General features: G+C 41.1%; 24 protein-coding genes and 1 other annotated feature. Of the genes, 21 read left to right on the top strand and 3 right to left on the bottom strand.

The features are described from left to right. Positions 1 to 16: 16 nt before the first annotated feature. A complete protein-coding gene (locus tag ACLGGR_RS15165; RefSeq protein ID WP_410973385.1) occupies positions 17 to 1,564 on the bottom strand; it encodes a T7SS effector LXG polymorphic toxin in 1,548 nt (515 codons plus the stop codon). Positions 1,565 to 1,658: 94 nt separating this feature from the next. Continuing rightward, a complete protein-coding gene (locus ACLGGR_RS15160) occupies positions 1,659 to 1,847 on the bottom strand; it encodes a hypothetical protein (protein WP_251216419.1) in 189 nt (62 codons plus the stop codon). Positions 1,848 to 2,038: 191 nt separating this feature from the next. Between ACLGGR_RS15160 and ACLGGR_RS15155 the strand changes: the two genes are divergently transcribed. The 9 genes from ACLGGR_RS15155 to ACLGGR_RS15115 all read left to right on the top strand — a co-directional run bounded on the left by ACLGGR_RS15155 (position 2,039) and on the right by ACLGGR_RS15115 (position 9,623). Next, entirely contained in the window at positions 2,039 to 2,221 is a 183-nt protein-coding gene (locus ACLGGR_RS15155; RefSeq protein ID WP_410973384.1) for a hypothetical protein, read from the top strand. Positions 2,222 to 2,601: 380 nt separating this feature from the next. After that, on the top strand, positions 2,602 to 3,084 hold the full coding sequence (locus tag ACLGGR_RS15150; protein WP_410973383.1) for a DUF4241 domain-containing protein: 483 nt from the start codon (positions 2,602 to 2,604) through the stop codon (positions 3,082 to 3,084). A gap of 268 nt (positions 3,085 to 3,352) precedes the next feature. Continuing rightward, on the top strand, positions 3,353 to 4,579 hold the full coding sequence (locus ACLGGR_RS15145; protein WP_410973382.1) for a Kelch repeat-containing protein: 1,227 nt from the start codon (positions 3,353 to 3,355) through the stop codon (positions 4,577 to 4,579). Between the two features lie 254 nt (positions 4,580 to 4,833). Beyond that, positions 4,834 to 4,983: a teichoic acid D-Ala incorporation-associated protein DltX gene (locus ACLGGR_RS15140; protein WP_024427820.1), complete on the top strand. Its 150-nt coding sequence runs from the start codon at positions 4,834 to 4,836 to the stop codon at positions 4,981 to 4,983. 14 nt (positions 4,984 to 4,997) lie between these two features. After that, the gene (gene dltA, locus ACLGGR_RS15135) at positions 4,998 to 6,503 is read left to right on the top strand and encodes a D-alanine--poly(phosphoribitol) ligase subunit DltA (RefSeq protein WP_410973381.1); all 1,506 of its coding nucleotides are present in this window, start codon (positions 4,998 to 5,000) and stop codon (positions 6,501 to 6,503) included. After that, positions 6,500 to 7,684, top strand: a complete 1,185-nt coding sequence (gene dltB, locus ACLGGR_RS15130) for a D-alanyl-lipoteichoic acid biosynthesis protein DltB (protein ID WP_410973380.1) — start codon at positions 6,500 to 6,502, stop codon at positions 7,682 to 7,684. The genes dltA and dltB overlap by 4 nt, the downstream gene beginning before the upstream one ends. A gap of 21 nt (positions 7,685 to 7,705) precedes the next feature. After that, positions 7,706 to 7,942, top strand: a complete 237-nt coding sequence (gene dltC / locus ACLGGR_RS15125) for a D-alanine--poly(phosphoribitol) ligase subunit 2 (RefSeq protein WP_024423191.1) — start codon at positions 7,706 to 7,708, stop codon at positions 7,940 to 7,942. Continuing rightward, entirely contained in the window at positions 7,942 to 9,108 is a 1,167-nt protein-coding gene (gene dltD / locus ACLGGR_RS15120; protein WP_410973379.1) for a D-alanyl-lipoteichoic acid biosynthesis protein DltD, read from the top strand. The genes dltC and dltD overlap by 1 nt, the downstream gene beginning before the upstream one ends. Positions 9,109 to 9,203: 95 nt before the next feature. Beyond that, positions 9,204 to 9,623 carry a YkvA family protein gene (locus tag ACLGGR_RS15115; protein ID WP_106048513.1) on the top strand — a complete coding sequence of 140 codons (420 nt, stop codon included), beginning with the start codon at positions 9,204 to 9,206 and terminating at the stop codon, positions 9,621 to 9,623. Positions 9,624 to 9,655: 32 nt separating this feature from the next. Here ACLGGR_RS15115 and ACLGGR_RS15110 read toward each other — a convergent pair whose 3' ends face one another. Continuing rightward, complete coding sequence (locus ACLGGR_RS15110; RefSeq protein ID WP_410973378.1) at positions 9,656 to 10,699, bottom strand: lactonase family protein; 1,044 nt, start codon at positions 10,697 to 10,699, stop codon at positions 9,656 to 9,658. A gap of 432 nt (positions 10,700 to 11,131) precedes the next feature. Here ACLGGR_RS15110 and ilvE point away from each other — a divergent pair, with 432 nt between their 5' ends. The 12 genes from ilvE to lonB all read left to right on the top strand — a co-directional run bounded on the left by ilvE (position 11,132) and on the right by lonB (position 26,399). Further along, positions 11,132 to 12,046 carry a branched-chain-amino-acid transaminase gene (gene ilvE, locus ACLGGR_RS15105; RefSeq protein WP_024427825.1) on the top strand — a complete coding sequence of 305 codons (915 nt, stop codon included), beginning with the start codon at positions 11,132 to 11,134 and terminating at the stop codon, positions 12,044 to 12,046. An 8-nt stretch (positions 12,047 to 12,054) separates the two neighbouring features. Further along, positions 12,055 to 12,302, top strand: a binding site (T-box leader). A gap of 122 nt (positions 12,303 to 12,424) precedes the next feature. Further along, positions 12,425 to 14,149: an acetolactate synthase large subunit gene (ilvB, locus tag ACLGGR_RS15100; protein ID WP_025092480.1), complete on the top strand. Its 1,725-nt coding sequence runs from the start codon at positions 12,425 to 12,427 to the stop codon at positions 14,147 to 14,149. Beyond that, positions 14,146 to 14,664 carry an acetolactate synthase small subunit gene (gene ilvN, locus ACLGGR_RS15095; protein WP_007501584.1) on the top strand — a complete coding sequence of 173 codons (519 nt, stop codon included), beginning with the start codon at positions 14,146 to 14,148 and terminating at the stop codon, positions 14,662 to 14,664. Before ilvB ends, ilvN begins: the two co-directional genes overlap by 4 nt. An 18-nt stretch (positions 14,665 to 14,682) precedes the next feature. Continuing rightward, positions 14,683 to 15,711 carry a ketol-acid reductoisomerase gene (gene ilvC, locus ACLGGR_RS15090; RefSeq protein ID WP_024423187.1) on the top strand — a complete coding sequence of 343 codons (1,029 nt, stop codon included), beginning with the start codon at positions 14,683 to 14,685 and terminating at the stop codon, positions 15,709 to 15,711. Continuing rightward, entirely contained in the window at positions 15,698 to 17,251 is a 1,554-nt protein-coding gene (locus tag ACLGGR_RS15085; RefSeq protein ID WP_024423186.1) for a 2-isopropylmalate synthase, read from the top strand. Before ilvC ends, ACLGGR_RS15085 begins: the two co-directional genes overlap by 14 nt. A gap of 18 nt (positions 17,252 to 17,269) precedes the next feature. Further along, positions 17,270 to 18,367 (top strand): 3-isopropylmalate dehydrogenase, encoded by a 1,098-nt coding sequence (leuB, locus tag ACLGGR_RS15080; RefSeq protein ID WP_410973377.1) that lies wholly within the window; start codon positions 17,270 to 17,272, stop codon positions 18,365 to 18,367. Between the two features lie 40 nt (positions 18,368 to 18,407). Further along, entirely contained in the window at positions 18,408 to 19,823 is a 1,416-nt protein-coding gene (leuC, locus tag ACLGGR_RS15075) for a 3-isopropylmalate dehydratase large subunit (protein WP_048239029.1), read from the top strand. Between the two features lie 13 nt (positions 19,824 to 19,836). Continuing rightward, entirely contained in the window at positions 19,837 to 20,436 is a 600-nt protein-coding gene (gene leuD / locus ACLGGR_RS15070) for a 3-isopropylmalate dehydratase small subunit (RefSeq protein WP_410973376.1), read from the top strand. A 125-nt stretch (positions 20,437 to 20,561) separates the two neighbouring features. Continuing rightward, entirely contained in the window at positions 20,562 to 21,569 is a 1,008-nt protein-coding gene (ddcA, locus tag ACLGGR_RS15065) for a DNA damage checkpoint antagonist DdcA (protein ID WP_034279801.1), read from the top strand. A 240-nt stretch (positions 21,570 to 21,809) separates the two neighbouring features. Beyond that, a complete protein-coding gene (gene tig / locus ACLGGR_RS15060) occupies positions 21,810 to 23,084 on the top strand; it encodes a trigger factor (protein WP_034279803.1) in 1,275 nt (424 codons plus the stop codon). 251 nt (positions 23,085 to 23,335) lie between these two features. Beyond that, positions 23,336 to 24,601 carry an ATP-dependent protease ATP-binding subunit ClpX gene (clpX, locus tag ACLGGR_RS15055; protein WP_024423180.1) on the top strand — a complete coding sequence of 422 codons (1,266 nt, stop codon included), beginning with the start codon at positions 23,336 to 23,338 and terminating at the stop codon, positions 24,599 to 24,601. A 136-nt stretch (positions 24,602 to 24,737) separates the two neighbouring features. Next, positions 24,738 to 26,399: an ATP-dependent protease LonB gene (gene lonB / locus ACLGGR_RS15050; protein ID WP_048239026.1), complete on the top strand. Its 1,662-nt coding sequence runs from the start codon at positions 24,738 to 24,740 to the stop codon at positions 26,397 to 26,399. The last annotated feature ends 83 nt before the right edge of the window (positions 26,400 to 26,482 follow it).

The raw sequence follows: 26,482 nt of genomic DNA, 5'->3' as shown, positions 1-26,482 counted from the left end.
TCCTCTTTTCTCATATTTATGATGGTTGTGAAGGCACGATGTGAGCGCCGTTTTTACTATAATGTATAATGCCTCTTGTAGTCTCTTCATACTTATTGGTCTCTGTATTGTAATGCTTTCCTATGACTTGACCAAAATCCACTCTTTCTTTATTTTTGGTTTTTAACATATCACCAGTACCTGCATGTTTATCAAGCAATTTTTGTGCTTTTTTATTATCTCCAAAGAAGATACTCTTTGTTTTACCATTAGCTATCTCCTGTTTATAGTTAGGTGCATCAGGAATATGTTTTTCTTGAGCGCCTGGTTTTACTTTTACAGGGAAACCATTTACTTCACGATACGGACCTTTTGGTACGGAGTGTTTGCCGAAGGAAGGTGTTTTGACAATCTTCTTGGCTACTTTCTCTCCTTTCATTATTTTAAATACGTATTTTCCAAGTTTAGCGATTTTAGCTCCTGGTATCATGTACAAACTTGATACTAGACGGTCCATGTCAGCGACTTTGTCACCTGTTACAGGGTCTCTCCCTGTGATGACTCGAATGGCATCATTTATTCCTGTAAATTCAACTGTTGTATTTAAGATGTTTGAGGTTTGTTTCAAGTCAGAAATCTTTGTGATGCTTTCAATATTTACTTTGTTTTGATCCGATATTCGTAACCGATATAGCACTCCATCTCGAATAACTTCAACTGTTTTGGCATTTGCGAAGTCAATCTTTTCATTTGTATTATATACTTTTCCATTTACGAACACGGCGTTTTGATTGATTTTATTGGACGGTTTCTTCTTCACAAGAGTATCCACATTTGATCGCTCTTTATCATGCAGCTTCTTAAGCATGATCATCATTGGGTTTTCTTTAGGGTTGTCTATTTTTTCATTCCATCCGCTGATGTTGCTGTTGATTTTTTCTTCTTTTCCACCTTTGAAAATAGAGCCCTTTTGATAACTGGTAATTTCAATTTTCGGGCCAGTGAACATCTTGCTTAAAGTATCTATGTATTGCTTCATTGTGTGAAGGGACCTTTTTGTTTCATTTAAAGCACTTGTTTGTTCTCTGTCAAATGCATGAAGTAGTCCAATGGTTTTGGACGTCTCAAGCCATGCCTTTTGATAGCTTTGTTGGAAAGCAGATTCGTCTACATGAGGCAAATGCTCAATATGGCTGACCCTGCTGAGGGCTTGATTCACATCGGATACAATATCAGAAATAGTCCGTTCGGCTTTTTTTAATCCTTGGTCAAGCTCGTGTTCAATGAATGATTGAGAGATAAAACCATTCGGGTTTGATTCAAAAGCATGAAGTGCCTGTTTTGTCTTTTTTAGCGCACTGCTGTACTCTTCAATGATGATCTGAAAGAATTGCAAAAAGGGAATGTGACACTCCATATAAAAATCTTTTATCGCTTGTCCAGCTTCTCCTTTTAATGCGCCATCTAAGGAGATGATTTGATTGATTTGTTTTTCTAGGGACTTCACATTATGTGATTGCTGCTTTAACTTGTTCAGCGTTTGGTCAATTCCATTCTTCAACTCAAAGACATCAAGGGTTTTCATTCCGTTCTCCTTTACTTTCTGTTAGTACTCGAAGCAATTAAGCGTCCACATAAAGAAAGGGAGCTGCATATACGACAGCTCCCAAGATGAGGAGTTAATTTTTCTTTTTTCTGTAGTCTTTTACTAAGCTTGAACCGACTAAACCCATCACACCGAAAGCTACAATATAAAATAAAACATTTGTTACAGGTGTATCAATTTTCCCTAAGATCATCACAAGGGCAATAATAGCGCTGGGTAAAATAATTAATAACATTTTGGATGGCGTGCTTTGCTGTGACACTTAATGACCTCCTGATTGATCCATTAAATGGATATTTTAGTTGATTTTAACATTTGGAGATTGTACGAACAACATAAGGGGATAGCAATCTACTTTAAGAGCGGACAAACGACACTTTCTGATTTTATGGAAATCATTTCAATTAAAACTTTTGTGTAATAAAATGTAGATGATTTATACAAAGGGGTGAGATGGTGGTGGTGAAGCATTTTTTAACGGCAATCGTGGTGGCTATCATTGTGGGGATCATTGTATATGTTGCAGACGATCGTTTAAGCATGTTTCCGTTGATGCTGATTTTTGCGGTTGCGATCTATATCGTAAGCAGGATTAGCGACGCATTGATTAAGAAATACTCAAAAGAAAATAGTTAATAGCACAGCTCTCCATTGGAAGGACGTTTTTTAATTAACCTTCCTAATGAAAAAGACATTGTAAAGCGGTAAATATGCAAAAGAGAGAATATTCTTTCTTCAGCTAAAAAAAGTAAGGTGTATAGGAGAAGGAGAAGATGAATCAAGTTTTAAGTAGGAACTTGCATTATCAAATGGACAGTTAGAAAGTGATTTGCATTTTTTATTGATTGATTAAATGGGGGAAAAGTACATAATCTCAAACACTTTAGAAAAACCATGGAAGGAGTCATCACTTGTACAACATCAATCCAACACACCTGTTATATAGAAATGGAGAGACAACAAGCAGTTAAGAGGGTGATCAATTATTCGCTAAACAGTTAGGCTATATCGAGATCATGAGCGGTCATATCGTTGCCTGTGATCCTTTTGTTTCAGAAGGGGACCAATCGTTTACGAGGAAAGTTACTCTAGGAAAATATCCTATTATACTTGTAGTTAAGCAGTTGGAAAGCGGAGACGAACGAGTAGCCTATGCAATGATCAAGTTTACAAACGAGCAAGCAACAGAATGGGAGCTTGCCACAAGAGCAGGGCAGGAACTCAATCAATTGAAAGAAGACGAGTTCTTCGGCTACGGTGTGAATACGGGAATGGGTTGTTTCATGGATGTGGAAGCAGCATTATATTTACAAGCTTATGAGGATAAACGATATAAAGAAGATATTGATTTCTATCTTTACGAGGAATTTGCAGAAGCGCTTGAGCAAAACTACAAGCACACATGGGACTGGCTCGTCACCCGTTTTCATGACAAGGTGGACATTGCCATGTTTACAACAGGCTTCGGTAATGGGATGTATCCAAGCTTTTGGGGCTAGATTAAAACGGAGAACCTGCTTGCCTTGTGACGGATTTTCTAATAATGGACTGATGTGAAACTCATGAAATCATGGGTTTTTTTATTGTTCTTTGATTATAGACTTAGGCAGCTTTTGATTGAACCTATTATTTTAAGCGACTCTCTAGTAAGTCACTTTTCCTGTGCTTTTTTCTATTAATTTCTCTTTAAAAAGATCAATTATTCTATAAAAATAAAAAAACGCTCCGATAATGAAGAAGTAAGATAATGAAAAGGGAGTGTTATTTTTGAAAAAATGGATCGTCATGATGTTACTAGTCATCCTTTCATTCACGCATTCAATTCAAATGGTACATGCGGCTAAGGATGAATGGAATCAATTAGCTGATTTGCCAACAGCAAGAATTGGAGCTGTGGCTAATGCAGTTGATGGGAAAATATATGTAATTGGAGGATACAATGCTCTTAATGAAACATTAGAGTATGATCCTTCCACAGATAAATGGACAAAAAAGAAAGACATACCTACTGGCAGAGGGGGAGCTACATCAGTAACAGTAGGATCTAAAATTTATGTTCTTGCTGGGAAGCACAAAGGCACATCATATAATAAATTCGAAGTGTATGATACAAAGAATGACAAATGGGAAGAATTATCTGATATTCCCTTTGTTAGCAAATCAAAAGGTCCTTATAACGTCCAAGCGGGTGTTATTGGAAATAAAATTTATGTACTAGGCGGTACAGAGTTTTTTAGTTATGATCTTTCCAGTCAAACATGGAAAGAAGAAGCTTCACTAAATGTTAAAAATGAAGGAGCAATTGACTTAGTATTAGACGATAAATTTTATATCTTTGGGAAAAATGATAAGGGTGAAGTTTTTGAATATAATGCATCAAAGGAAGTCTGGTCTGTCAAGAAAAAAGGGTTTGTTAAAGGGTATTTAAGTGGAGTTACTTATAAAAATAACATGATATTTCCAGCTGCTGCATCAAGAGATTTATTTGTGTATGATACTGAACAAGAAGGATTAGTCAGAGTAGCAGTACCTAATCATAAAATGCGTATAGCTGCTTCAACAGTAATTATTGATGATACATTATACCTTATAGGTGGTAGAGAGTATAATGAGAATTATAAAGAGTTTGCAGATCAAAACTACAAATCCGTCATCTCTTTATCTTTAAAAGACCTGCAATTCCCAAACAACACAGAAACCCCAGGCGACAAAGACCCAGAACCAACCACACCACCAAAAGACGATGCAACAGATGAAGACGGCGATGCTCTTCTCATCATCACAATGGTCAATGGCTTACAGAAAGAGTATGACCTTTCAATGAAAGAAGTCAACGCCTTCCTATCCTGGTACAAAAAACGTGATGCCGGCGAAGGTCCCGGGTTTTATGAAATTGACGAGCATGACAACAACAAAGGTCCCTTTGAAAGTAAAAAGGATTACGTGGTATTCAACAACATTCTCATGTTCGAAGTCAATAAATATAAGAAGTAATTGATATCAAAGCCATCTAGTCAAACTAGGTGGCTTTTGCGTTTGTTCGACAGCTTTCACCAATTTTAAGGCAAATTTAAGCTTCCATTTCATTTCAAATACATTAAATCTTTGTTACAATAAGACAGCTTTGCCTGAAGGCACGTTCATCAATTCGATATCTTTTGTTCATAATTTCTTAAAATTTTTATGTTTAGATATGAAACTCTTTTGATGATCCATGCGTCTCTATATGTGTCAAAAGAAAAGAGGTTATCAATATGCTATTCAAAAAGCTATCAGAAAATAAGTCTGTAAAATGGATAGGGTATACAAGCTTTTACTTACTTATTTTGCTATTATTGTTCTTTATTTACGGATTCCATACTGCAAATACGGGATCATTCATTTACAACGATTTTTAATTGGAGATTAAACTATGAAACTATTACACACGATTCATGAATACCAGCAAACGAAACCAACACAGCCAGCATTTGTTTCTCAACATGCTTCGATCACATATGATGAGCTTTGGCATTTATCAGACCAAATGGCTGGTGCGATTGATGCAGTCGCAGCTGGCAGTGAACCTGTCATTGTATATGGTCATATGGAGCCAGAGATGCTGATTTCTTTCTTAGGCAGTGTGAAATCAGGCAGACCGTATATTCCGGTCGATATCTCAATACCTGTCGAGCGCATCGTCTCAATTATTGAAAGCTCAAAAGCCAGTCTATTGATTTGTGCAAATGAGCAGAATGTAATAGATGTAGAAGAGCACATTGAAGTGAAGAGTGCGGCATCGCTTTTAGCACTTGAAAAAGAAGCACCGCCATCCACGCAGTGGGTTCAACAAGATGATGTCTTTTACATCATTTATACGTCTGGCAGTACCGGAAAACCGAAAGGCGTTCAGGTAACAGCCAATAATTTAGAAAGCTTTACAGAGTGGATGTGCCGCGACTTCCCAATTGGTGAGGGACGCACATTCTTAAATCAAGCACCATTTTCTTTTGACTTATCAGTGATGGATCTCTATCCAGCGCTTCAATCAGGCGGCACACTTTACTGTTTAGTGAAAGAACTTGTGAATAAGCCAAAGGATATGTTTGCAGCACTTAGTCAATCTGACGTTGAAGTGTGGACATCAACACCTTCTTTTGTGCAAATGTGCTTAATGGACCCTTCCTTTACAGGGGAGCTTTTACCAGAGCTGAACGTTTTCTTGTTCTGCGGTGAGGCGCTTCCTGTAGCTGTAGCAAGTGCACTTCTGGAGCGTTTTCCAAAGGCGCAGGTCTTTAATACGTACGGTCCAACTGAAGCAACTGTTGCGATCACATCAATTGAAGTCACGCAGGCGATTCTTGATCAGCACGATTCTTTACCAGTCGGCTATGCCAAATCTGATACAGACATCGTCATTTTAGATGAAGAAGGCAAGACACTTCCTGATGGTGAAAAAGGGGAAATTGTCATCGTGGGGCCAAGCGTCACGAGAGGCTACTTAGGTGAACAAGCCTTAACGGATAAAGTGTTCTTTGAATACGAAGGACGCCCTGCTTACCGTACAGGTGACGCAGGTGTGGCGCAGGATGGATTAATTACGTGCCATGGTCGTCTCGACTATCAAATTAAGCTTCATGGATACCGGATGGAGCTTGAAGAAATTGAATATCATGTAAGCGAGACAACCTATGTTAATGCTTGTGTGATTGTGCCATTCCAGCCAAACGGTCATGTCGAGTACTTGATTGCAGCGATTGTTCCAGCAGCTCATTCATTTGAAAAAGAGTATCAGCTGACAAGTGCGATTAAGAAAGAAATGGCGGATTCATTGCCAGCGTACATGATTCCAAGAAAGTTTGTGTATCTTGAGCAGCTGTACATGACGCCAAACGGGAAGGTTGACCGTAAGAGAATCGCGAAAGAGGTTCTTCTATGATTCCGTTTAGTTCATTCTTTTTCTTCATTCTAATTGGTATTCTTCTTTTGCCAACGATCATTCTTGGTCTGCGCGGCAAAAGAATGCAGGGCTACAACATGTTTGCAACGGTTGTGGCGCTGGCGCTTATTTTCTCAAAGGATGCACATGGCGCGCTGCTGCTCTTCTTGTTCACGGTGTGGCAAGTCATCATCATCCGCCTGTATATTGCATACCGGTTAAAGGCGAATCAGGCATCCGTTTTCTATACAGCAGTGGTGGCATCTATTTTACCGCTTGTGCTGTCAAAAATTTTACCGTTCTTTTTAATTCATCATCCGCATCAACCGCCGCCAATGAACTGGCTGAGCTTTTTGGGGATCTCGTACTTAACATTTAAAGGTGTTCAGTTAATTATCGAGACAAGAGACGGCTTGATTAAGAAGAAAATTCCGATTCACCGTTTGGTCTATTTCATTGTCTTTTTCCCGACGATTTCATCAGGTCCGATTGATCGTTACCGCCGATTTGAAAAGGATATGGATACACCGCCTGAAAAGGATGCATACAGTGATCTTCTATATGCCGGTATTCATAAAATTTTTATTGGCTTCTTATATAAGTTCATTATTGGATATTTGATTCACACATATATTCTGATGAATATTCATCACATTAGCAGCAGTCACTTTGTTCAGCAGTTAACGTATATGTATGCTTACAGCATGTATTTGTTCTTTGACTTTGCTGGATATACAGCATTTGCTGTAGGTGTGAGTTATATAATGGGCATTAAATCACCAGAGAACTTTAATAAACCGTTTATCAGCCGAAACATTAAAGATTTCTGGAATCGCTGGCACATGTCCTTGTCCTTCTGGTTCAGAGACTATGTGTTTATGAGATTTGTGTTCTTTATGACTAAAAAGAAGTGGATCAAGAACCGAATGGCTGTATCAAATATTGGGTACTTTGTCCTCTTTCTATTGATGGGTGCTTGGCATGGTCTTGCCCTTCAATATATTATTTACGGACTATATCATGCAGTTATCATGTCTGGTTACAATTTATTTGAGAAATGGAATAAAAAGCACAAGTGGTGGCCGGATAATAAGGTCACAATGGTTGTGTCAATCATTATTACATTCCATGTGATTTGTTTCGGATTTTATATTTTTTCAGGAAAACCATTTCATCATTAATGATTAAGGGAGTAGAAAATTATGGAATTTAAAAATCAAGTATACGGTATTATTGCAGAGGTTTGTCAGGACGACGTTGTGAAAGAAAATCCAGAGATTGCGATTTTTGAAGAAGGTCTTCTTGATTCATTTGGTACAGTAGAACTGCTTATGGCAATTGAAAGTCAACTCGGAATCACTGTTCCGATTACAGAATTCGATCGTGATGTGTGGGATACGCCGAATCATATTGCTGAGCAGCTGGCAGAGATGAAGTAATGAAAAAGCGTTTTTTTGGGCCGCTTATTTTAGCGGCTGTTTTATTCATTGGTGTTCTTCTTGTACCAAATGCATGGCTCTCACACCTGATCCCAAAAGACAAATTACAAAAGTCAGCCACAGAATTAGATCCAGGGATGTTTCAAGGGCTTTATTTACAAGATGAAATGCTAAAAGATCCAACTTATTTGCCGATCTATGGATCTTCTGAACTATCACGTTTTGATCCATATCACCCTTCGAATTTCTTTCATGAGAATCCTCAAGGGTTTACACCTTATCTTATTGGAAAAGGTGGATCGCAATCATTAATTCATGCGATGAACTTCGCAGCGCATATGGATGAATTAAAAGGGAAGAAGCTTGTATTTATCGTGTCCCCGCAGTGGTTTGTGAAATGGGGATCTGACGAGAATCACTTTGCACCGAACTATTCAGCGCTTCAAGCGCTGAATCTCGCCTATAATAAAGAAATTGATCCAACTGTAAAAAAAGAGCTGATCAAAAGAATCATGAAGTTTAAAGCAGTCAAAAACGACATGGTGATTACAGAGCTTTTTAAAGCAGAGCTATCTGGGAACAAGTTCGCTTATGGCGCGATTTCACCTATTGCAAAAATGTATTATGGCATGCTTCAAAAGAAAGACATGTACTATACGATTGGATCGGGGCATGAGCGTAAGCTTCAACCATCTCCGTCAGTCAAAGGAAAAACATGGGCTGAGCTTGAAAAAGAAGCGAGCGTTTTTGGTGCGAAAAAAGCAGGGGACAACCCGTTTTATATTAATCAAAAACTGTTTGACCACAAGCTGAAACCGATCATGAAAAAGATGAAGGATTCCCGTGAAGGTCATTCTTATGCGGAATCACCAGAATACAAAGATTTTCAAATCATGCTGGATATTTTAAAACAGGCAGGGGCAAAGCCTTTGTTTGTAACGATTCCTGTCAACGGAAAGTGGTATGATTACACCGGCTTTCCGAAAGAAGGCCGTACAGGCTATTATGAAAAAATCAATCGTCAAATTCGAGATAATGGGTATGAAGTCGCAGATTTGACTAAGCATGAGTACGATCCATATTTCTTTAAAGATACGATTCATGTGTCATATAAAGGATGGGTGTACATCGATAAGGCAATTGAAAAGTTTTACAAAGAGCAGTAGAATGCAGCAGCTTTCTGCTGCTTTTTATTTGTCGAATCGACGGATATCTTGTATAACTAAGGGAAAAGGGCTATGCTGTAGATGGAGGCGATATGATGAATCGTTCTGAGAAAAAAGAACTATTAAAGCGTTCGAAGAAGCATTTTAATGATCATGCCTTTTGGGAAAAGTTAAAAAAGACGGCACAAAAAGCTGGCGTCTCTCTTGTCTATGCTGTGCTATTACTTTACTATACATTGCAAAAACCCGAAGTGCCGGTCAAAGCAAAGACCTTGATTATTGGAGCACTCGGATACTTTATTCTTCCAATTGACCTCATTCCTGATACATTGATTGGTGTCGGCTACACAGATGATTTAGGAGCCATCACATTTGCTCTGCTTCAAGTAGCGATGTACATTGATGATGATGTGAAAGGGAAGGCAAAAGACAGGCTGTCAAAATGGTTCGGCGAAAAAACCGATACGTCTTTGATTGATCAAAAGCTTGAGGATGGCGGTATGCCGTCTGCATAAAGAAAAGCCTCCGTTATTGGAGGCTTTTTTCTTTACCCTAAAAATTTCACGCAAACCGGATGAGGGACGGTAATGTCTGATTGTAAGACAGTGAGTCGTCCTGTTTCTTTGTCGCGTTTGTATAACACAAGATTGCTAGATTCTTGGTTTGAACCGACGAGGAATTCTTCTGTTGGATCAAGCACAAAATCTCTAGGCCAGTTTCCTTCAGAAGAAGCAATCTCGACAAGGCTTAATTGGCCGTCAGCGTCTGCTTTGAAAATTGCAATGCTGTCATGACCGCGATTTCCTGCATAAACAAATTGTCCGTCTGAAGAGACATGAATGGCACTGCCTTGATTGTTCTCTGTAAAATCGCTTGGAATGGTCGCGATTGTTTGGATCTCTTCAAAATGACCATCTTCAAAGTAACGAAGTACAATGACCTCTGAGCTTAGCTCTGTCATTACATATGCCACAGGTTTCGTTGGGTGGAATGTGATATGACGAGGTCCGCTGCCTGGTTTTGTTTCAAATGTATGAGCAAGCTCAAGTTTGCCGTCTTCTTTCTTATACGTATAAATTCCATCTGTTCCAAGGTCAACAGCCACTGCAAAGTGTTCATCTGGCGTGAGACCCATAAAGTGAGTGTGCGGTTTTTCCTGACGATCTTCGTTAGGGCCAGTTCCTTCATGCTGCGCCTGTGAGAGCGTGCGGATCACTGAGCCATTTTCAGCATCGATTTCGTACATCTCTGCTGTCCCTTTATGATAATTCGCTGTATACGCCGTTTTCGTTTGACTGTCCACGCTGACGTGGCAAGGAGAAGCTCCATCGGCAAGCTCTTGGTTGATGAAGTGAAGTCTGCCTGTTGTTGAATCAATTTGATACGCAGCAAGGCCGCCCTGTGATCCTTTTTTCACAACAGCATAAACAAACTTTTGATCCTCTGACACGGTTAAATATGTAGGATTTTCAAGTTCAGCAGCGACTTCTACTTGCTCAATCTGCTGCTTGTCCGTATTTAATGTAAACGTATAAACACCTTTACTGTCTCCCTTTGTATACGTACCGATATAACCTCTGATGTTAGCCATGTATTGCCCTCCTTCTATTAGATGCTCTCATTCTATCATAAATTCATAGGAAAACGCTTTAGAAAGGCATGTCAAAAGAAAAACAAAGTGATTGAAATCTCACAATATTTATCAAAAATCATGTGAAAAAATATCACAAAAGTTTTCTCAAAAGAAAACCGTTCATGTAAAGTAAATAAATTGAAGAAAAAATACAAAAAATTTTAAGTTTTTTCATTCCTTGTCTAGCAAAGGTGTAAGCGTATACATTTAATTTTGATTAGTCTAAATTGTCTAATAATTTTAAAAATGCTGTTGACACTGTATGGAAAGCGGCGTAAGATGGGTTCAACAAAAGCTAAACAAACATGCAGTGCAAGCGAGAGACACTTCAATATAAAGTGTCTGAAAATTCAACTACTTTTTGTTTGAAAGAGAGGGTGCTCACTGAAAATGGAAGACCAAAAGGAACAGTGGATCTTTTTAAACGATGAACTCGTGAAAAAAGAGGATGCGAAAATTTCAGTTTACGATCATGGCTTCTTATATGGCGACGGTGTTTTCGAAGGGATTCGCGTGTATAACGGAAATATCTTTCGAATGAAAGAACATTTAGACCGCCTGTATGATTCCGCCAGATCCATTATGCTGAACATTCCATATTCACTTGAGGAACTCACGGAGAAAATGATTCATACAGTTGAAAGGAACGGCCTAAAGGATGCCTATATCCGCCTTGTCGTCTCAAGAGGAGCGGGTGATCTTGGTTTAGACCCTAACAACTGCGGGAGAGCCAACACAGTGATCATTGTAGAGCCGCTGGCCATTTTTCCAAAGCACCTATATGAAACGGGTATTGATATTGTGACGGTTCCAACAAGACGAAATCGTCCAGATGTTCTTAGCCCAAAAGTGAAATCATTAAACTATTTGAATAACATTCTTGTCCGAATCGAAGCCCATATGGCCGGTGTGAGTGAAGCACTGATGCTGAACGATCAAGGGTACGTGGCGGAAGGTTCTGCAGACAACGTGTTTATTTATAAAAAAGGCAAGCTTTATACACCGCCAGGTTATATCGGCGCACTTGAAGGCATTACAAGAAATGCCATCATGGAGATTGCAGAAGACTTAGGCTACGAAGTGAAAGAAGAACCATTCACAAGACACGATGTGTATACAGCTGAAGAAGTATTTCTAACAGGAACCGCAGCCGAAGTCATCGCCGTTGTAAAAGTTGACGGCCGTACAATCGGTGAAGGGAAACCTGGATTCCACACAAACAAACTTCTTGAACAATTCCGTAAGCGAGTAGTTGAAGAAGGAGAAAAAGTCGTTTTTGCAGATGAAAACATTCATGCAAGCTAAATAGATATCGATAAACGTTGAAGAGGACTAGTAGCTTTAGAGTCAGTATCTACAGAGAGCCGGTGCTAGCTGGAAACCGGTGTTACTTTCTAAAGTGAACTCACCTCTGAGTGTCTGCTTGAAATGATAGTAGGGCAGACCGAGTGACATTGCTCACTCGTTACCAAAATGGACGAAAGATGTCCATGAGACGGCAGCAGGATATGCCGTGAACAAGGGTGGTACCGCGAAAAAACAAAGCTTTTTCGCCCCTTTGACCTAGTGAAAAGTAGTGTCATTGTGGGGTGAGAAGGCTTTTTTATATGGTCTCATATCTCTATCTTGAATAGAAAAGGGTGAAAGGACTTGACTGAAGCAAGACAAAGAGGAGGAAATCAAATGGGGACAAATGTACAAATGGAGACGGAAAAATCAAAAGCACCACAAACGATGAACGGTGCACTCATGTTAATTGAAGCACTCAAAAGAGAAAAAGTAGAAGTCATTTTTGGATATCCAGGTGGAGCGGTTTTGCCAATCTACGATAAAATTTACGATTCTGGTTTATTTCATGTCCTGCCAAGACATGAGCAGGGAGCGATTCACGCAGCAGAAGGATACGCAAGAGTATCTGGTAAACCGGGTGTTGTCATTGCAACATCAGGGCCGGGAGCGACAAACCTTGTGACAGGAATTGCAGATGCAATGATTGATTCACTTCCCCTTGTTGTATTCACAGGGCAGGTGGCAACGTCAGTCATTGGATCGGATGCTTTCCAAGAAGCTGATGTACTCGGTATCACAATGCCAATTACAAAGCACAGCTACCAAGTAAGAAATCCAGAGGAATTACCGGGTGTCATTAAAGAGGCATTCCATATCGCAACAACAGGCAGACCTGGTCCAGTTTTGATTGATATTCCAAAAGATGTCGCAGGCATTGAAGGAACGTTTGAATATGATCAGCCAATTGATTTACCTGGTTATCAGCCAAAAGTAGAGCCGAACTATTTGCAAATTCGCAAATTAGTAGAAGCTGTCAGCAGAGCGAAGAAACCAGTTATTCTAGCAGGAGCTGGCGTTCTTCATGGCAAAGCATCTGAAGAATTAAGACAGTATGTAGAGCAGCAGCAAATCCCAGTCGCTCATACATTGCTTGGACTTGGCGGATTCCCGGCAAAGCATCCTCTTTTCCTAGGGATGGCTGGTATGCATGGCACATATGCAGCGAACATGGCTCTTCATCAATGTGACCTGCTCATTTCAATCGGAGCGAGATTTGATGACAGGGTAACAGGCAACCTTAATCATTTTGCGAAACATGCGAAGGTGGCTCATATTGACATCGACCCAGCGGAAATCGGCAAAAACATTCATACCCATATCCCGGTTGTTGGAGACAGTAAGCTCGTTCTTGAAGAGCTGATCAAGCAGGACGGGAAGCAAGGGGAATCAGACGAATGGAAAAATCAATTAGATCAGTGGAAGGAAGAATATCCACTCTGGTACGTTGAAAACGAAGCTGAAGGCTTTAAGCCTCAAAAGCTGATTGAATACATTCATCAATTCACAAAAGGTGAAGCCATTGTCGCAACTGATGTCGGACAGCATCAAATGTGGGCTGCGCAGTTCTATCCATTTGAAAATGCAGATAAATGGGTAACATCTGGAGGTCTTGGCACAATGGGCTTCGGATTACCAGCAGCCATCGGCGCTCAGCTGGCTGATCAAGAGGCAACCGTTGTAGCGATTTTAGGAGACGGAGGTTTCCAAATGACCCTGCAAGAACTTGCCGTTATCCGTGAGCTGAACCTTCCAGTCAAAGTGATTGTACTCAATAATCACAGCCTTGGAATGGTAAGACAATGGCAAGAAATTTTCTACGAAGAACGCTACTCACATTCTAAATTTTCAGAGCAGCCAGACTTCGTCAAATTATCTGAAGCTTATGGCATTAAAGGAATCAGAATCTCATCAGACGAAGAGGCGAAAGAAAAGCTTGAAGAAGCCTTAACCTCTAGAGAGCCTGTTTTCATCGATGTCAATGTAGCGAGAGATGAAAAAGTATTCCCGATGGTAGCACCGGGGAAAGGACTTCATGAGATGGTGGGGGTGAAACCTTGAAAAGAATTATTGTGTTGACTGTATTAAATCGATCAGGCGTACTGAACAGAATCACAGGCCTCTTTACCAAAAGACACTACAACATTGAAAGCATTACGGTCGGCCATTCTGAGATTCAAGATGTATCACGCATCACGTTCGTCGTCCATGTAGACCAAGAGAAAGACATCGAACAGCTGACAAAACAGCTGAACAAACAAATCGATGTTCTGAAAGTAACAGACATTACAAACCAATCAATCGTTCAGCGAGAGCTGGCTTTGATAAAAGTCGTATCTGCACCAGCATCTAGAATGGAGATCACGGGGGTCATTGAACCTTTTAGAGCTTCTATTGTAGATGTGAGCAGAGAAAGTGTCGTCATTCAGGTGACAGGTGAGTCTTCAAAAATTGAAGCACTCATTGAATTACTTAAGCCATACGGCATTAAAGAAGTCGCCAGAACTGGCACCACGGCCTTTGCGAGAGATAATCAGCAAAAGCCGCAAACAAATAAAACAATTTCAATTGTCTAAACAAAAGGAGAGAGTCAAATGGTAAAAGTATATTATAACGGTGATATTCAAGAAAACGTATTAAATGGTCAAAAGGTAGCTATCATTGGTTACGGATCACAAGGTCATGCACATGCGTTGAACTTAAAAGAAAGCGGCGTAGATGTTATTGTCGGCGTGAGAAAAGGCGGATCTTATACAAAAGCACAAGAAGACGGCCATCAAGTGTTCACAGTAAAAGAAGCAGCAGCACAAGCAGACGTAGTCATGGTACTACTTCCAGATGAGCAGCAAAAGAAAGTATATGATGAAGAAATCAAAGATCAATTAGAAGCTGGCAACTCACTTGTATTCGCACACGGATTCAACGTTCACTTCCATCAAATTGTTCCTCCAAGTGACGTAGACGTGTATCTTGTAGCTCCAAAAGGTCCAGGACATCTTGTAAGAAGAACATATGAGCAAGGCGCTGGTGTACCTGCCCTATTTGCTATCTATCAAGATGTATCTGGCCAAGCGAAAGACAAAGCCCTTGCTTATGCAAAAGCGATCGGCGGAGCAAGAGCGGGCGTTCTTGAAACAACATTTAAAGAAGAAACAGAAACGGATCTATTCGGTGAGCAGGCAGTTCTTTGTGGAGGTCTTACTTCACTAGTAAAAGCAGGATTCGAAACGTTAACAGAAGCTGGTTATCAGCCAGAGCTTGCATACTTCGAGTGTCTGCATGAACTGAAATTGATCGTTGACCTTATGTATGAAGAAGGATTAGAAGGCATGAGATATTCAATCTCTGATACAGCACAATGGGGTGACTTCGTATCAGGACCACGTGTTGTGGATGCAAAAGTAAAAGAATCAATGAAAGCTGTTTTGACTGATATCCAAAACGGAACATTTGCAAAAGAATGGATTGTTGAAAACCAAGTGAATCGTCCACGTTTCAATGCAATCAATGCAAATGAAAATGAGCACCAAATTGAAATCGTTGGTAGAAAGCTTCGTGAAATGATGCCTTTCGTTAAACAAGGAAAGAAAAAGGAAGCGGTGAGCGTCGGTGCGGAAAATTAATTTTTTTGACACAACACTTCGAGATGGAGAGCAATCTCCAGGAGTGAACTTAAATGCACAAGAAAAGCTAATCATTGCAAAGCAGCTTGAGCGCCTTGGGGTTAATATCATTGAAGCGGGTTTTCCCGCTTCATCCCGAGGGGATTTCTTAGGTGTACAAGAAATAGCAAGAACGATTAAAAACTGTTCTGTAGCTGGTCTTGCACGATGTGTGAAAGGTGACATTGATGCTGCATGGGAAGCTTTAAAAGATGGAGTGGAGCCAAGGCTTCATGTCTTTATTGCCACTTCTGACATTCACCTGAAGCATAAACTAAAGAAAACACGTGAAGAAGTCGTAGAACAGGCTGTCGCAATGGTGAAATATGCGAAAGAACGTTTTCCAGTTGTCCAATGGTCAGCAGAAGATGCGTGCCGTACAGATCTTGCTTTTTTAGCAGAAATTGTAGAAAAGGTCATTGACGCTGGGGCGAGTGTCATTAACTTGCCAGATACAGTTGGATACCTAGCGCCAAAAGAGTACGGTAATATCTTTAAATATATGAAGGAACACGTTCCAAATATAGACCGCGTCAACTTGTCCGCTCACTGTCACGATGATCTAGGAATGGCGGTGGCAAACTCACTTGCTGCTATTGAAAATGGAGCAGATCAAATTGAAACGGCTGTCAACGGAATTGGCGAGCGCGCTGGAAATGCCGCGTTAGAAGAAATTGCAGTAGCTCTTCATATTCGAAAAGACTTTTACCAGGTCGAATCAACGATTCAATTGAATGAAATTAAGCGTACAAGTGATGTAGTGAGCAAGTACTCAGGAATGATTGTGCCGCGTAATAAAGCAGTCGTTGGAAACAACGCTTTTGCACATGAATCAGGTATTCACCAAGATGGTTTCCTCAAAGAAAAAACAACCTATGAAATTATTTCTCCAGAGCTTGTCGGTGTGACAACAGATGTGCTTGTCCTTGGAAAACACTCCGGAAGACACGCGTTTAAAGACCGCATGAAAACACTAGGCTTTAAACTAACGGAAGACGAAATCAATAAATTCTTTGAGACTTTCAAGAACTTGACAGAGAAGAAGAAAGAAATTACAGATGATGATTTGATCTCTATTATATTAGAAGAAAAAGTAGCAGACCGAAAAATTGGCTACGAATTTGAAAGTCTGCAAGTGCATTATGGAACAGAACAAATGCCAACAGCAACAGTTTCTCTGAAAAACCAAGAAACGCAGGAAGTCATTCAAGAAGCAGCTACAGGTGCAGGCAGTGTAGAAGCTGTGTACAACACGCTTGAGCGCTGTATGGAGGAAAGAATTCATTTGCTGGACTACCGCATTCAATCAAATGGAAAAGGCAGAGATGCACTAGCTGAAGTATATGTCACTGTTTCAATAGAAGGAAAAGAAACAGCAGGACGCGGTGTAGCGCAAGATGTGCTTGAAGCATCGGCGAAAGCTTACGTCAATGCGGTGAACAGGCATTTAATCTTCAAATCAAATCTGATTGAAATTGAGAAACATCACGCGATCTCATAGGAAAGGAGGAAGGTTCTCATGAAAAAGAAAATTGCACTTTTGCCCGGCGATGGAATCGGACCGGAAGTCGTGACATCTGCAGTCGCTGTCCTTCAAGAGACGGCGGCTCAATTTAGGCACGAATTCGAATTCGAAACTGCGCTTATTGGCGGTATCGCCATAGATGAAAAAAACAACCCGCTTCCAAAGGAAACAGTAGATGTATGCAAAAGCGCTGATGCGATTTTATTAGGAGCAGTCGGCGGACCAAAGTGGGATCAAAACCCGCCAGAGCTTCGTCCAGAAAAAGGCTTGCTCGCCATTCGTAAACAGCTGGACTTATTTGCAAACATCCGCCCTGTAAAGGTGTTCGCTAGTTTAAGCGAGGCATCTCCGTTAAAACAGGATCACATTAACGGAGTCGATTTCGTCATCGTTCGTGAATTAACAGGCGGTCTCTATTTTGGTGAACCAAGCGAACGCTATACGGATGATGAAGGAAAAGAAGCTGCCGTTGATACGCTCCTTTATACAAAGGAAGAAATTGTCCGCGTATTAAAAGAAGCGTTCGACATGGCCTTAACAAGACGGAAAAAAGTGACGTCAGTGGATAAAGCGAATGTTCTTGCTTCTAGTAAACTATGGCGGGATGCGGTAGAAGAAGTTGCTGCCCAATATCCAGAAGTTGAATTTGAGCATATGCTCGTCGATAATGCTGCCATGCAGCTGATTTACAAGCCCGCTCAATTTGATGTCATTGTAACAGAGAATATGTTCGGTGACATTTTAAGCGATGAAGCTTCGATGATTACTGGATCACTCGGCATGCTGCCATCTGCTAGTTTATCAAGCACTGGCCTTCATTTATATGAGCCAATTCATGGTTCAGCACCCGATATTGCGGGGCAAAACGTTGCAAACCCTCTGGCAACCATTTTATCAGCAGCAAGCTTGCTTAGAACATCCTTTGCATTAGAAGAAGAAGCAGCTGCAATAGAGGAAGCTGTGGAAGCTGTTCTTGCCTCTGGCAAACGAACAAAAGATTTAGCAGCAAAAGAGGGAACATATCAAACGACTGAAGAAATTACTAATGCGGTTGTAGACGCACTCAAGCAGCGCGTGCAAACCATTGTATAAATAGAATCTTGTGGAATTAGGTAGAGGGAGGAAAAGGGTTATGCCTCGAACAATCATCGAAAAAATATGGGATCAGCATGTAGTCAAAAGCGGCGAGGGGAAACCAGACCTTTTATATATTGATCTGCACTTGGTGCATGAAGTGACATCACCTCAAGCATTTGAAGGATTAAGACAAAAAGGGCGCAAGGTGAGAAGACCTCAAAACACGTTTGCGACGATGGATCACAACATCCCAACTGTGAATCGATTTGTGATCAAAGATGAGATTGCTAAAAAGCAAGTGAGTGCCTTAGAGCGCAACTGTGCGGAATTTGGCGTTCGTCTTGCTGACCTTCATAGTGTTGACCAAGGAATTGTCCATGTCGTTGGACCGGAGCTTGGATTGACACTTCCGGGGAAAACAATCGTTTGTGGAGATAGTCATACATCAACTCACGGCGCATTTGGCGCACTTGCCTTTGGGATCGGTACAAGTGAGGTTGAACATGTACTTTCTACACAAACACTTTGGCAGCAGCGTCCGAAAACGTTAGAAATTAGAGTAGACGGAAAGCTTCAAAAAGGGGTAACTGCCAAAGATGTCATTTTAGCCGTCATTGGTGCGCACGGCGTGAAGTTCGGCTCAGGTTATGTCATTGAATACACTGGGGAAGTATTCAGAAACATGACGATGGATGAGCGGATGACCGTTTGTAATATGTCAATTGAAGCAGGCGCAAGAGCAGGATTGATTGCACCTGATGAAATCACCTTCGAATATTGCCGCGGCCGCAAATATGCACCGCAGGGCGAAGACTTCGAAGCAGCTATAAAAGAATGGGAAGAACTGAGAACAGATCCAGGTGCAACCTATGATAAAACCATTGTGTTAGATGGAAATAAGATTTCACCAATGGTTACGTGGGGAATTAACCCAGGAATGGTACTCCCTGTGGATGCATCAATCCCAGGACCGGAGGATTTTGCACAAGAAGATGATCAAAAAGAAGCGATTCGTGCTTACGAATACATGGGTGTCCATCCGCATCAGCGTATAGAAGATATTACGATTGAGCATGTCTTTATCGGCTCATGTACGAACTCAAGAATGACTGATTTACGCCAAGCTGCTTCTATGATTGAAGGACAAAAAGTAGCAGATCATGTCAGAGCGATTGTGGTGCCTGGCTCTCAAAGTGTCAAATTGCAAGCAGAAGAAGAAGGTCTTCATGAAATCTTCCTTGAAGCAGGATTTGAATGGAGAGAATCCGGCTGCAGTATGTGTCTTAGTATGAATAACGATGTGGTACCGGAGGGCGAGCGCTGCGCGTCCACATCAAACCGTAACTTTGAGGGGCGTCAAGGGAAGGGTGCGAGAACGCATCTTGTCAGCCCGGCAATGGCTGCAATGGCTGCAATACATGGCCGCTTTGTCGATGTCAGGAAGTTTAATCAAGAGAAAACAGTCGTGTAAGGAGTTGTCATAGATGGAGCCTTTAGTCACTCATAAAGGGAAAGCCGCTGTGCTTAACCGGATCAATGTAGATACAGATCAAATTATTCCGAAGCAATTTTTAAAAAGAATCGAACGAACAGGATATGGCCGCTTTGCCTTTTTCGACTGGCGTTATTTAGCCGATGGCAGCCCAAATCCAGATTTCGAACTGAATCAGCCGATCTATGAAGGAGCATCCATTTTGATCGCAGGAGAAAACTTTGGCTGCGGATCATCTAGGGAACATGCTCCTTGGGCGCTTGATGATTATGGCTTTAAAATCGTCATCGCACCATCATTCGCAGATATATTTCATCAAAACTGCTTTAAAAACGGGATGCTTCCAATTCGTCTTGATTATGATGTGTGGAAAAACTTCGCTGCGTCATATGAGAACAAAGGGTATGAGATGACGGTTGATCTTGAAAAACAGCAGATAGAAGATCACGAAGGGAATATCACCCCATTTCAAGTCGATCCTCACTGGAGAGAAATGCTCCTAAATGGTTATGATGAGATTTCTTTAACATTACTATTAGAAGATGACATTCAAGCATTTGAAGAAAAGCGCAGCAGCTGGCTGCGCGCCTAAGCAACGAGAAGCTGTCCGCCCGAGGTGTGACGGCTTCTTTTTTGCATGAAAACCTCTCGTTACTTGTGTTTACTAATCTTCGTTGGTAAACTGATAAAAAATATGCGCCCGAAAGGAACGTAAGCATGAAGCATGACAAGAAGAAAGATAATGTCATTTTGTTTCCTGGTCTGAAAGAAAGACTGATTGAAAAAGGAATGGCAGCATTAAAAGATAAACAGTATCAAGAGGCGCTTCACTTGTTTTCAGAAGCAAAATCGTATGATGACGATGAAGAATCCGATATTCACCTCGGAATGGCCATTTGTTTTCTGGAGCTGGGTGAGCTGCAGGATGCAAAGCGTGTTTGTGAAAAAATGCTGCATGAAGGATATGGTCACTATTTCACTGTGCTACAAGTGTATATGACGATCTTAATTCAGCTGAAAGAATATGAAGAAGTCAAACAGACGATTGAGGCTGTGCTCGAGGAGAACCACCTTCCAGCAGAAAGCGCGGAACATTTTTACAAGCTGCTCGAATTTAGCAGAAAAATGATCGAATCACCTGAAGAGATTCTAGATGAAGATGAGGACGCCGGAAGTGAGATCAACATAGATGACATGCTAAAGCGGCCGGAAGAACAGGTACAGTTCATCCATTCGTTGAAAGACCGGAACATCACACCGCACATGGGTCTATTAAATACAATCTTACAAAATCCTGATGGGAACCCTTTGGTCAAATCAATGATCCTGCAGCTTCTGGCAGATCATGATGTGGCAAAGCCGGTTCATGTGACGAAATTCGGTGATTCTCTAACCCTTATTCCTTCTGAGGCTGTAAAGCCAGAGCAGATGCCGCTTCTTCAGCAAGTGCTTCGTATGCTCGATGACACGCTCGGCAATGAGAACCCAACCCTTTACCAAGGCGTGGAAGAGCTATGGCGCCGGCACTTATTTGTGCTGTATCCATTTCTTCCTAAGTACACAGATCCGAGTCTTTGGGCAGCTGCACTTCATAAAGTCGGCTATGAAATGCATGGGATTGAGATTGAACTCGAAGAATTGCATCTATTGTATGAATTTAACGAACGAGAGCTGAGAGAAGCTTGCACAATGCTGAAAGATATTGAAGAAATTTCTTATTTGTAATTTGTCGATTTAGTTGAAAGACGGACTTGTTATGTTATAATATAATGGTTGTATTTGTGCATATATAGTGCAGTTGTCAGATTCCAACGGTTGAAAGACGATATGTATAATCAAGTCAAATGTTGTATACATAATGCAAGCTTCTTAGTGGAGTGCGTGGTTTTTGATTGGACGAAGTCTTTATGATGCTTTAGAATGGAGCAACGCACAATCTGAATAGATTTTTGGAGGGAAACACACATGTCAGTAAAATGGGAAAAACAAGAAGGTAACGAAGGCGTTCTAACTGTAGAAGTTGACGCTGAAACATTTAACAAAGCACTTGATGATGCATTTAAGAAAGTGGTTAAGCAAGTATCGATCCCTGGATTCCGTAAAGGGAAAGTACCACGTGGTCTTTTCGAGCAGCGTTTTGGTGTAGAATCTCTTTATCAAGATGCTTTAGATATTCTTCTTCCAGTTGAATATCCAAAAGCAATCGACGAAGCTGGTATCGAGCCAGTTGACCGCCCTGAAATCGATGTTGAGAAAATCGAAAAAGGCGAAAGCTTAATCTTCACTGCAAAAGTAACAGTGAAGCCTGAAGTAAAACTTGGTGACTACAAAGGTCTTAACGTAGAAAAAGACGACACAGCTGTCACTGATGAAGATGTACAAGAAGAGCTAAAAGGCATGCAAAACCGTCAAGCTGAGCTTGTTGTCAAAGAAGAAGGCGCAATCGAAAATGGCGATACAGTTGTTCTTGATTTCGAAGGATTCGTTGATGGAGAAGCATTCGAAGGCGGAAAAGCTGAGAACTACTCTCTTGAAGTTGGTTCTGGTTCATTCATCCCTGGTTTCGAAGAGCAATTAGTTGGTCTTGAAGCTGGCGCTGAAAAAGACGTAGAAGTTACATTCCCAGAAGAATACCACGCTGAAGACCTTGCAGGTAAACCAGCTGTATTCAAAGTGAAAATTCATGAAATCAAAGCAAAAGAACTTCCAGCACTTGACGATGAGTTTGCTAAAGATGTTGATGAAGAAGTAGAAACGCTTGCTGAATTAACTGAAAAAACGAAGAAACGTCTTGAAGAAGCAAAAGAAAACGAAGCAGAAGGAAAACTTCGTGAAGAGCTAGTTGCGAAAGCTTCTGAAAATGCGGAAGTTGACATCCCACAAGCGATGGTTGACACTGAGCTAGACCGCATGATGAAAGAATTCGAACAACGTCTTCAAATGCAAGGAATGAACCTTGAGCTTTACTTCCAATTCTCTGGACAAGATGAAGATGCGCTGAAAGAGCAAATGAAAGAAGATGCTGCTAAACGCGTAAAATCTAACCTAACACTTGAAGCAATTGCTGCTGCAGAAAACTTACAAGTGTCTGACGAAGAAGTGGAAGAAGAACTTTCAAAAATGGCTGAAGCATACAACATGCCAATTGAAAATATCAAACAAGCGATCGGTTCTACTGAAGCAATGAAAGAAGATTTAAAAGTTCGTAAAGCAATTGATTTTCTTGTAGAAAACCGTTAATATGGTGCATAATAATAAAACAGGGCGCGAGTGACTCGTGCCTTGTTTTGTACAATTTTTGACTTATCATCGCTTCTTTTGGAAACGATAGTGTAAGTCGCATCTTTCTGTCATACATATCTCAATGTGCAGTGTTAGAAACACATCGTTACCGTCTTTTAGGAAAGTATGGTAAAATGCATACATACTGGACCCAGAAAGGTAGCTGACTGTTAGCTACAGGCAAGTGAAGAAGAATAAGGGGTGAAAGAATGTTTAAATTCAACGAGGAAAAAGGTCAATTAAAATGCTCGTTTTGCGGAAAAACGCAAGATCAAGTGCGTAAACTGGTCGCAGGACCTGGCGTATATATATGTGATGAATGTATCGAGCTTTGCACGGAAATAGTTGAAGAAGAGCTCGGCACTGAGGAAGAAGTTGAATTCAAGGATGTTCCGAAGCCTCATGAAATTCGGGAGATTCTTGATGAATATGTCATCGGACAAGACAATGCGAAAAAATCCTTAGCTGTAGCGGTGTATAACCACTACAAACGGATCAATTCCAACAGCAAGATTGATGATGTTGAACTTTCGAAAAGTAATATTTCTATGATTGGACCAACAGGAAGCGGTAAAACATTACTTGCTCAAACACTTGCACGTATTTTAAATGTTCCATTTGCGATCGCAGATGCTACATCATTAACTGAAGCAGGTTATGTTGGTGAAGACGTAGAGAATATTTTACTAAAGCTGATCCAGGCAGCGGATTATGATGTAGAAAAAGCGGAAAAAGGCATTATCTACATCGATGAGATCGATAAAGTAGCAAGAAAATCAGAAAACCCTTCTATCACTCGCGATGTATCTGGGGAAGGCGTCCAGCAAGCCCTTTTGAAAATTCTTGAAGGAACAGTCGCTAGTGTACCGCCTCAAGGTGGACGTAAGCACCCGCATCAAGAATTCATTCAAATTGATACGACGAATATCCTCTTCATTTGTGGAGGAGCCTTTGACGGGATTGAGCAAATCATCAAACGCCGCTTAGGTCAAAAAGTAATTGGATTCGGTGCGGAAAATAAAGTCGAAGATCTTGAAAAAGAAGTCCTTCTATCAAAAGTACTGCCAGAAGACTTGCTTCGCTTCGGTTTAATTCCAGAATTCATCGGCCGCTTGCCGGTTATTGCAAGCCTAGAGCCGTTAGATGAAAAAGCACTTGTAGAAATCTTGACGAAGCCTAAAAATGCGCTTGTTAAGCAATATACAAAAATGCTTGAGCTTGACGATGTAGAGCTTGAATTTGAAGAAGATGCTCTTAGCGAAATTGCGAAAAAAGCAATTGAGCGTAAAACAGGGGCTCGTGGTCTTCGCTCGATCATTGAAGGCATCATGCTTGATGTCATGTTTGACCTTCCATCTCGTGATGATATTGAAAAATGTGTTATCACTGGTGCAACGGTTGCTGATGGTGAGCCGCCGCGTCTTGTGTTAAAGGATGGCACAGTCGTTAATAAAGATACAAAAACATCTGCATAAGAGAAGTCTCACTCCTGAATCATTTTGATTCAGGAGTTTTTTATTTATCGTGGAAGATGTGTTTATTCCGTCCAGCTCTAGGAAATACTAGCAGACAGAAACCAATACATACGATAGATGAAGGAGGGAGCACCGATTGAGCTGGACAGGAATCGTATTATTTATACAGCTGTTCTTTGGTATCGTCATCGGGCTGTACTTTTGGAACTTACTGCGAAATCAGCGCACACAAAAGGTGACGATAGACAAAGAATCAAAAAAAGAAATGGAAGCACTCAGAAAGATGCGGTCAATCAAGCTGAGTGAGCCTTTATCAGAGAGAGTCCGGCCAAAGGGGTTTCAAGATATTGTAGGGCAGGAAGACGGCATTCGTGCTCTAAAAGCAGCGCTGTGCGGACCGAATCCTCAGCATGTCATTGTGTACGGACCCCCGGGTGTTGGTAAAACAGCCGCTGCCCGTCTTGTCATGGAAGAAGCGAAACGTCATGCTGATTCACCGTTTAAGAAAGATGCGGTATTTGTAGAGCTCGATGCCACAACCGCAAGATTCGATGAACGAGGTATCGCAGACCCACTCATTGGTTCCGTGCATGACCCGATTTACCAAGGGGCAGGAGCGATGGGACAGGCCGGCATACCGCAGCCAAAACAAGGAGCCGTTACGCATGCTCATGGCGGGGTTCTGTTTATTGATGAAATTGGCGAACTGCATCCGATCCAAATGAACAAAATGCTGAAAGTCCTTGAAGATCGGAAAGTATTTTTAGACAGTGCTTACTACAGTGAGGAAAACACTCAAATTCCTAATCACATTCATGATATTTTTCAAAATGGGCTTCCGGCTGATTTTCGATTGATTGGTGCTACGACAAGAACACCTGAAGAAATTCCACCAGCGATTCGATCGAGGTGTTTAGAAATTTTCTTTAAGGACCTTGACCAGCATGAACTGAAAATTGTCGCTGCTAAAGCTGTCCAAAAAATTCAAAAGGAATTAAGTGATGAAGGGCTAAACCTGTTAACCTCATATGTGAAAAATGGCCGTGAAGCAGTCAATATGGTGCAGATCGCCGCTGGAATGGCTGTCACAGAAAACCGAAAAGACATCACGATCGCCGATGTCGAGTGGGTCATTCATTCGAGCCAGTTGACACCAAGATATGAACAAAAAGTACCGGAAAAGCCAAAAGTCGGTGTAGTGAATGGTCTGGCTGTTTACGGACCAAACAGCGGGGCCTTGCTTGAGATTGAAGTGAATATATGTAAGGCGCTTGAAAAAGGCAGTATCAATATTACAGGCATTGCAGAAGAAGAAAGCATTGGCAGTCAGTCTAAATCCATTAGACGAAAAAGTATGGCCAAAGGGTCTGTTGAAAATGTATTAACAGTGCTGAGAAACTTAGGGATACGGACAAATGAATATGACATCCATATTAATTTCCCAGGCGGTGCCCCTATTGATGGACCGTCTGCTGGGATTGCCATGGCGGCGGCTATATTCTCTGCCATTCATCAAATCCCGATTGATCATCTGACAGCGATGACAGGTGAAATCGGATTGCAGGGTCAGGTGAAGCCGATCGGCGGTGTGATACCGAAGATTAAGGCGGCGAAGCAGGCTGGTGCCACAACCGTAATTATTCCTTATGACAACCAGCAGTCGATCTTAAAAGAGATTGAAGGCGTCACCATTGTGCCTGTGAAGCACTTCCAAGAAGTGCTGGATCAGTGTTTGGTCAACCCGCCAGACGAGAAGAAAGATGGACTAGAAGAGGAAATGAAAAGAAAATCTGTTTAATCCCCATCACATATGGGGATTTTTTAGTGAAATAGACCTTTTTTTCTTTTTCAAGATAAAAAGAAAGGGTATACTACGGTAAG

The sequence above is a fragment of the Bacillus sp. BD48 genome (assembly GCF_046566805.1).
Taxonomy (GTDB): domain Bacteria; phylum Bacillota; class Bacilli; order Bacillales; family Bacillaceae; genus Bacillus; species Bacillus safensis.
The sequence above is the reverse complement of the archived record's forward strand: the minus strand, read 5'-3'. Positions and strand labels throughout refer to the sequence as shown.

What these genes read in the sequence shown, in the direction of transcription:
- dltD (WP_410973379.1), top strand. Translation starts at nt 7,942, where the DNA reads ATGAAAAAGCGTTTTTTTGGGCCGCTTATTTTAGCGGCTGTTTTATTC.
- ddcA (WP_034279801.1), top strand. Translation starts at nt 20,562, where the DNA reads ATGAAGCATGACAAGAAGAAAGATAATGTCATTTTGTTTCCTGGTCTG.
- dltB (WP_410973380.1), top strand. Translation starts at nt 6,500, where the DNA reads ATGATTCCGTTTAGTTCATTCTTTTTCTTCATTCTAATTGGTATTCTT.
- leuB (WP_410973377.1), top strand. Translation starts at nt 17,270, where the DNA reads ATGAAAAAGAAAATTGCACTTTTGCCCGGCGATGGAATCGGACCGGAA.
- ACLGGR_RS15110 (WP_410973378.1), bottom strand. Translation starts at nt 10,699, where the DNA reads ATGGCTAACATCAGAGGTTATATCGGTACGTATACAAAGGGAGACAGT.
- ACLGGR_RS15155 (WP_410973384.1), top strand. Translation starts at nt 2,039, where the DNA reads ATGGTGGTGGTGAAGCATTTTTTAACGGCAATCGTGGTGGCTATCATT.
- clpX (WP_024423180.1), top strand. Translation starts at nt 23,336, where the DNA reads ATGTTTAAATTCAACGAGGAAAAAGGTCAATTAAAATGCTCGTTTTGC.
- dltC (WP_024423191.1), top strand. Translation starts at nt 7,706, where the DNA reads ATGGAATTTAAAAATCAAGTATACGGTATTATTGCAGAGGTTTGTCAG.
- leuC (WP_048239029.1), top strand. Translation starts at nt 18,408, where the DNA reads ATGCCTCGAACAATCATCGAAAAAATATGGGATCAGCATGTAGTCAAA.
- ilvB (WP_025092480.1), top strand. Translation starts at nt 12,425, where the DNA reads ATGGGGACAAATGTACAAATGGAGACGGAAAAATCAAAAGCACCACAA.
- ilvE (WP_024427825.1), top strand. Translation starts at nt 11,132, where the DNA reads ATGGAAGACCAAAAGGAACAGTGGATCTTTTTAAACGATGAACTCGTG.
- leuD (WP_410973376.1), top strand. Translation starts at nt 19,837, where the DNA reads ATGGAGCCTTTAGTCACTCATAAAGGGAAAGCCGCTGTGCTTAACCGG.
- ilvC (WP_024423187.1), top strand. Translation starts at nt 14,683, where the DNA reads ATGGTAAAAGTATATTATAACGGTGATATTCAAGAAAACGTATTAAAT.
- ACLGGR_RS15150 (WP_410973383.1), top strand. Translation starts at nt 2,602, where the DNA reads ATGAGCGGTCATATCGTTGCCTGTGATCCTTTTGTTTCAGAAGGGGAC.
- tig (WP_034279803.1), top strand. Translation starts at nt 21,810, where the DNA reads ATGTCAGTAAAATGGGAAAAACAAGAAGGTAACGAAGGCGTTCTAACT.
- dltA (WP_410973381.1), top strand. Translation starts at nt 4,998, where the DNA reads ATGAAACTATTACACACGATTCATGAATACCAGCAAACGAAACCAACA.
- ACLGGR_RS15115 (WP_106048513.1), top strand. Translation starts at nt 9,204, where the DNA reads ATGAATCGTTCTGAGAAAAAAGAACTATTAAAGCGTTCGAAGAAGCAT.
- ACLGGR_RS15165 (WP_410973385.1), bottom strand. Translation starts at nt 1,564, where the DNA reads ATGAAAACCCTTGATGTCTTTGAGTTGAAGAATGGAATTGACCAAACG.